This window comes from Sulfuritalea sp. (assembly GCF_017302275.1).
In the GTDB taxonomy this organism is placed as follows: domain Bacteria; phylum Pseudomonadota; class Gammaproteobacteria; order Burkholderiales; family Rhodocyclaceae; genus Sulfuritalea.
Genome location: NZ_JAFLDR010000079.1, coordinates 1 through 5344, shown reverse-complemented (window position 1 = coordinate 5344; position 5344 = coordinate 1). Strand labels below are relative to the sequence as shown.

General features: G+C 62.8%; 6 protein-coding genes. 1 reads left to right on the top strand and 5 read right to left on the bottom strand.

Translation table 11 applies throughout. The features are described from left to right. Positions 1-189: 189 nt before the first annotated feature. From J0M27_RS21065 to J0M27_RS21050, 4 genes are all read right to left on the bottom strand, one after another. Entirely contained in the window at positions 190-564 is a 375-nt protein-coding gene (locus J0M27_RS21065; RefSeq protein ID WP_294996604.1) for a hypothetical protein, read from the bottom strand. Between the two features lie 85 nt (positions 565-649). Then, complete coding sequence (locus J0M27_RS21060) at positions 650-1333, bottom strand: SDR family oxidoreductase (protein WP_294996601.1); 684 nt, start codon at positions 1331-1333, stop codon at positions 650-652. Between the two features lie 127 nt (positions 1334-1460). Next, positions 1461-2291, bottom strand: a complete 831-nt coding sequence (locus J0M27_RS21055; RefSeq protein ID WP_294996598.1) for an NAD-dependent deacylase — start codon at positions 2289-2291, stop codon at positions 1461-1463. A 558-nt stretch (positions 2292-2849) separates the two neighbouring features. Further along, positions 2850-3209, bottom strand: a complete 360-nt coding sequence (locus tag J0M27_RS21050) for a type II toxin-antitoxin system HicB family antitoxin (protein ID WP_294996595.1) — start codon at positions 3207-3209, stop codon at positions 2850-2852. A gap of 109 nt (positions 3210-3318) precedes the next feature. On the opposite strand from J0M27_RS21050, the gene J0M27_RS21045 reads away from it, so the two are divergent. Continuing rightward, on the top strand, positions 3319-3483 hold the full coding sequence (locus tag J0M27_RS21045; protein WP_294996592.1) for a hypothetical protein: 165 nt from the start codon (positions 3319-3321) through the stop codon (positions 3481-3483). A 427-nt stretch (positions 3484-3910) separates the two neighbouring features. Here the strand turns inward: J0M27_RS21045 and ltrA are convergent. Further along, a partial coding sequence (gene ltrA / locus J0M27_RS21040; RefSeq protein WP_294996589.1) for a group II intron reverse transcriptase/maturase occupies positions 3911-5344 on the bottom strand: 1434 nt, incomplete at its 5' end.

The following is a 5344-nucleotide window of genomic DNA, read 5'->3' as shown; positions in this document are numbered from 1 at the left end:
GCCACCCTCGAAATTCGCCTCGATCGTGCAACGACCCAGGCGCCCAAACTCCATCTCCCCACGCGTACAATTTGGCATCGGCGGAATACTCCGTTAATCCTGTCTCGACACCAGTATTAACGCGCCTCACGGCGATTCCGCCGACCTACTTTCGTGAAATATCCGGGCTAGCCCACCTTGGGCGCCATGTCAGGGAACCAGCGGCCCGTCGAACTCGCGAAGCCTGGCCGCGACAAAATCGACGATGTCCGGCGGCACCCCAGCCGCGAGGGCGAGAAACAGATCGAGGACACGATCACGCCCGAATGGTCCGTTGGCATACAGGAACGGCGTGTCATTCACCCCGGCCATCGGTTCGCCGTCATCCACCACGTAGTGCGTGAAGCCACGATCCTTTCGCCAGGACACGGAATGCTCGTTCCTGTGCTTGTCGTAGGCCAGTTGGAAACCCGAAATCGACCCGCTGTCTTCCTCCCAGACGACGAGGTCGAGGTCATGGCAGAAGAACCAGCGCCGCTTCGCGCCGCCCGCCGACTGCTGCACATTCTGGAGTTCCCTCAGCATGCGATCTCCGCAGGTTCAAGATGACGGGCGCCGCGCGGTTTGAACCCGCGGCGCCCGGTAGAGGATGGGCCGGTCGTCGTTCGCACTAGCGCGCCACCCAGCCACCGCAAACCGGAAACACCTGCCCCACGAAGCAACTCGCCGGCTCGCTGCAAAGGTAGGCCGCAAACTCGGCGTCCTCTCGTGCCCCGACCAGGCGCCCCAGGGGAACCTCGCGCTTCAGGCGTTCCTGGAACCTGGGATTGCCCTGGACCCCGGGCGGAAAGTAGGTCGGGTTGTCGACGAAGTTCTGCGCGATCGCATTCACCTGCACGTTATGGGGGGCCACCTCCACGCCGACTGCCTGCACATAGGCAAGCTGGGCGCCGCGGGCGGCACTGTAGGTCGAGGCGCGCTTCATCCCGCGCAGCGCCGAGGCGCTGCCCATGACGAGGATCCTGCCCGAGCGGCGCGCGATCATGGCCGGCAGGACGGCACGGAACAGTCGCGGCAGGGGATGCACCAGTGCGGCGAAGGTATCGTTCCATTCGCCGTCCGAAACCTCCGTGGCCGCCGTGCTCGGCGCCGGTATCGCGAGGTTGGCAACGAGGACATCGACATGGCCGGCCGCGGCAACGACGGCGGCCACCGCATCGGCGCTCGTGAGCGGGTCGGTACTCGGGATCACCGTCGCACCATGACCGGAGAACACCTCGCACAGCACCGGCGCCATGAACGCGTCGGCGTGGGTGACGAGTACGCGCTTGCCCGACAGGATCTGATGTGACATGGGTTCTCCTTCCGGTAACGATATAACGACCACGCACCTACCAAAACCAGTCGGCGCCCCACGGGGACTTCCTTCGGTTGCTGGCGGCACTGTGTAAATCGCAGTCTGTCACCGATTTGCGCTTCTTTCAGAGCGGCGGCCAGATCGTCGCGAACAGTTCGGGCAAGGTTCCGGCGGCGGGGGCGCCGATGCTGGCATGGCAATGCGCGGCCAGCGCCGTCGGCGCCGGATTGACTTCGATCACCCGCGCCCCCCTGTGCAGCGCACGCCATGGCAGGCTGGCCGCCGGCTCCACTTCCAGCGACGCGCCGACCGAGATCAGGGCATCGCACTCCTCGACGGCGTTCCATGCCGCCTCCAGCATCTCGACCGCCAGCGGCTCGCCGAACCACACCACGTCGGGCCGCAGCAGGGCGCCGCAACCGGGACAACGCGGCACCCGCCCGGCGCGCAGCTCGATGACCCGCAGATCGGCACGTTCCGCCCAGGGGTCGCAGCGCTCCCACACGGCATAGCCCGCGCATACCGGGCAGATCACCGGCGGCGCCGCGGCGGCGAACGCCGCCTCTTCATCGACAAAGGATTTCAGCCGCAGCAGGTTGCCGTGCAGTTCGATCACCTTCGCGCTGCCGGCGCGCTGGTGCAGGTTGTCGATGTTCTGGGTGACCACCGTCACCTCCAGCCTCGCCCGCTCCAGAACCGCGATCGCCTCGTGCCCGGCGTTCGGCCGCGCCGCGCGCACCGCCTCCGCCAGATGCACGTGCCAATCCCACACCCGCTGCGGATCGGCGCGAAACGCCCGGGGCGTGGCGATTTCCATCGGGTCCACACGCGCCCAGAGCCCGGTCAGGCGGTCGCGGAAGGTCGGGATGCCGCTTTCCGCCGACATGCCGGCGCCGGTGAACACGACCACGCGACGCGCCGCCCGCAGATCGGCGAGGAGCGCCGAATCAAGCATGGAAGCCGTGGCGCGCGCCGTACCGCCAGCGACCGAAGGAAGTCCCCGTGGGGCGCCGACTTTTGAAGCGGCTAAGGCCACAGGGGGCGGAGGCAATTCGCGGTTTGTTTCGCATCGTTGATACGTCGATTTCCGGATTACAAATTCCTGCTGTTCACTTCGTGGCGTTCACGCATCCGCTGCATGACCGGGGACGTTCAACAGGCTACGAATCGCAGTTTGGGCCGTACCGCTTTACGCAGCGACATTTTCGCGCATGGACTTTCCGTAGACCAGTAGCAACCGGATTTCCCGGCGAGACGGTTGAAGTAAATGACTCGCACCCCGCCACGCTTGCCACGACCAGAACTACCCCAGCGGGCTTTCCCTACACCTCCCGATCCGGGAACAACATCCCCGGCATCCGAGTTTCCAGTGATGAAGGTGATAAAGGTGTTTCGACCTTCATCGTTCCAGCAATCGCTGGCGAGGCGCACGAAGGTAAGGTTTGGAATCACCGGCGCTGCGCGGTTTCATCGCGGGGCGTCCGGTGGAATGATGGGTTCGGCCACATTGCAACTACGCGTGCCGGTCCTTGCGCCCAAGACCTTCCGCGATGAATGTCAGTACAAGAGTATTTAGCGACACACCCTCTGCCTTTGCGCGTGTAGCCAACCGTGCGTGGACCGTCTTTGGAACGCGAGCGACAAACTTTCCCGATGCGACACCCCCGCTATTCGGGGCAGGAATTGGTAGCTCCTTTGCCTTGAGTGCGGCAATCGTCGACTTCAAAGCGTCCTTCCCATTCGTGAGCGCTTCCTCGACTGTTTCGCCATCAGATAGGCATTCCGAGAAATCAGGGTACGAAATTAGAAAGCCCCCGCCTTCCTCGGCCGACAGCGGGCGGATCTCAAACGGGTAGTCAATTTTCTTTCCCATGGTTCATGCTCCTTCAACGAGTTCCAGGAACTTCTTGACGTAGATCGCCTTGATCGGACGCCGGGCCGGAACGGGGGAGCGTCTTGCCATCAGGGCGCACGAAGACGCAGTGACTCGTTCCAACGTGCCGCCAGTCGATTCCGTTCTGGCGCGCTACTGTTTGAAGCTGCGCCAGCTTCCAATCGAGCGGATTGCTACGCATGGCTTGAAGCAGTTTGACGGCAGTATTCATGCGATAAACGATACTACAGGCAACATCACTGCGCAAGTGTAGATGCCGGAAATCGCGCAAAGAGCAGCAAAAAACTGGACGCCACTTTATGGGGCCGAATCGGGATAGGGGAAAGCCTCACGGCCCCCCCTCCCACACCATCGGACGTACGGGTCACGTATCCGGCGGTTCGATGAATTGAATTCCTACGGTGGCGCAAGGCTGGGTAGTCCCAAGCAGGAAGACCCTGAACCTGCTGAATGCGGGCTGCATTCTCGAAAAGTCGGCGCTGGCGGCACGGCGATCCGATGAATCCGATGGTGAGATAACAAATGGCGCGAAGGAAATCGCGCCATCGGGAGAGGCCTTTGCGGCTTGAAAAGGGGTTTTTCTACAGCTTCAATCGGGATAGGAAGAAGCCTCGCGGCCCCTCCCTCCCACACCACCGGACGTACGGGTCACGTATCCGGCGGTTCGATGAATTGAATTCCTACCGTGGCGCAAGGCTGGGTAGTCCCAAGTTGATGAAGAAGCGCAAGGGTAGCGCGATTGCCAAGGCGGGCGTCTTCGACAGCCGCCATGGACCATGCGCCGACTTGCTGGTGTTCCACGCTTCGCGCACTGATACCCCGCGCTTGCGCAGTTCCCGATAGCCGGCCGCGCCCCATTGTTTCCAGAGATAGCAACGCAACTTGCGCCGTACCCACTTGTCGATGTCGCGCAGAGGACTCAGCACTTCGGCAATGCCGAAGTACGCTTTCCAACCAAGCAGGGTGTCTCTCAGCTCCGCGACGACAGCGCCAATGCTGGTGCCTCGCGTACGACGGGTCAGTTCCCGCACCCGGTCCTGCAGCTTCTCGAGGGCCTTATCGGCCACCTTCAGCTTCGCTCCGTTGCGACTGACCGTGAAGCCCAGGAACTTGCGGTTCATGGGCCGATCCACCGCGCTTTTCAACGGATTCACTGTGAGTCGCAGTGTGTCGCTGACATAGCGTGTCACGCTCGCCATCACCCGCATCCCTGCCCGTTGGCTTTTGACCAGAATGTTGCAGTCATCGGCATAGCGGGCGAAGCGGTGGCCGCGCCGGGCCAGTTCCCAATCCAGTTCATCCAGAACCACGTTGGCCAGCACCGGCGAGAGCGGCCCACCTTGCGGCACGCCCAAGTGGGTGGGCACGACTTGCCCACCCCCCACGCTCACGCCCGCCTTCAGGAAGCGATTGACCAGTCGCAGCAGTGGAGCATCCGGACAACGGCTTTTTAGCCGTGCCATCAGCCGGTCATGATTGACCCGGTCGAAGAAGGCTTGCAGGTCCATATCCACCACCCAGCGGTGTCCGGCCCGGATGTTCGCCTGCACTTCGCGCACGGCCTGATGGGCCGAACGTTGCGGGCGGAATCCGTAGCTGTGGCGATGAAAGTGAGGTTCCCATTGCGCTGATACGACTTGCGCGATGGCTTGCTGGATGAACCGGTCCAACACCGTGGGGATGCCCAGAGGACGGGTCTTCCCGTCGCCCTTGGGAATCTCCACACGCTTCACGGGTTGCGGACGATAGCTGCCCGTTTCCAGTTGCGCACGTATTCCCAGCCAGTGGTGCAGGAGGTATTCCGGCAGTTGATCGACTGTCATGCCATCGATCCCCGGCGCGCCTTTGTTCCGGCGCACTTGCTTCAAGGCGCGCTGTAGATTTGCCCGTTCCAACACTTGGGCAAACAGCGTTTGGGTGTGAATCGACTCGGGTTGTCCTGGCGATCCAGAGGCGAGTTCATCCTGCGGCTTGGCCGCAGCCTGCTGGCGCAGGTGGTCAGATGCGTTCCCGTCTCTCTTCGTCACGATCCGTTGTCTTTCATCGTTCGGGCCTTCGGCGGTGGCGTCGCCTACTATGCCCTTTGCTGACTTCTCCACGGTTTTCAGCGCCCG